The sequence below is a fragment of the Massilia mucilaginosa genome (genome assembly GCF_011682145.1).
Taxonomy (GTDB): domain Bacteria; phylum Pseudomonadota; class Gammaproteobacteria; order Burkholderiales; family Burkholderiaceae_D; genus Telluria_A; species Telluria_A mucilaginosa.
The window spans coordinates 1-292 of the sequence record NZ_WHJH01000342.1 but is presented as its reverse complement, the minus strand read 5'-3'; the positions used below and the strand labels follow the sequence as shown (position 1 = coordinate 292).

The window sequence follows — 292 nt, the reverse complement described above, 5'->3', positions numbered from 1 at the left end:
AGCGCAAAGTGACGCTCTCGCAGGAGCAGTTCCGCCTGGACGAACCGGCGCTTGAAAAACGCCTGTGGAATGTGCCGGTGCAAGTGGGCACCGTGGGCGGCAAGGCCAGTTACGCCTTGTTCTCGGGCGCCAGCACCACCATCACGCAGCCATCGTGCGACGGTACGCTGGTGATCGACCCGGCCAGCGTCGGCTACTTCCGCGTCCAGTACGACCAGGCCGGCTTCGACGCGCTGGCGGGGCAAGCCGCCAAACTGCCCGACACCACCCGCCTCAAGCTGCTGGGCGACAC

General features: G+C 66.8%; 1 pseudogene. It reads left to right on the top strand.

What is annotated here, in order from left to right:
- Positions 1 to 292 (top strand): annotated as a pseudogene (locus tag F2P45_RS35120) (hypothetical protein); the annotation flags it as partial.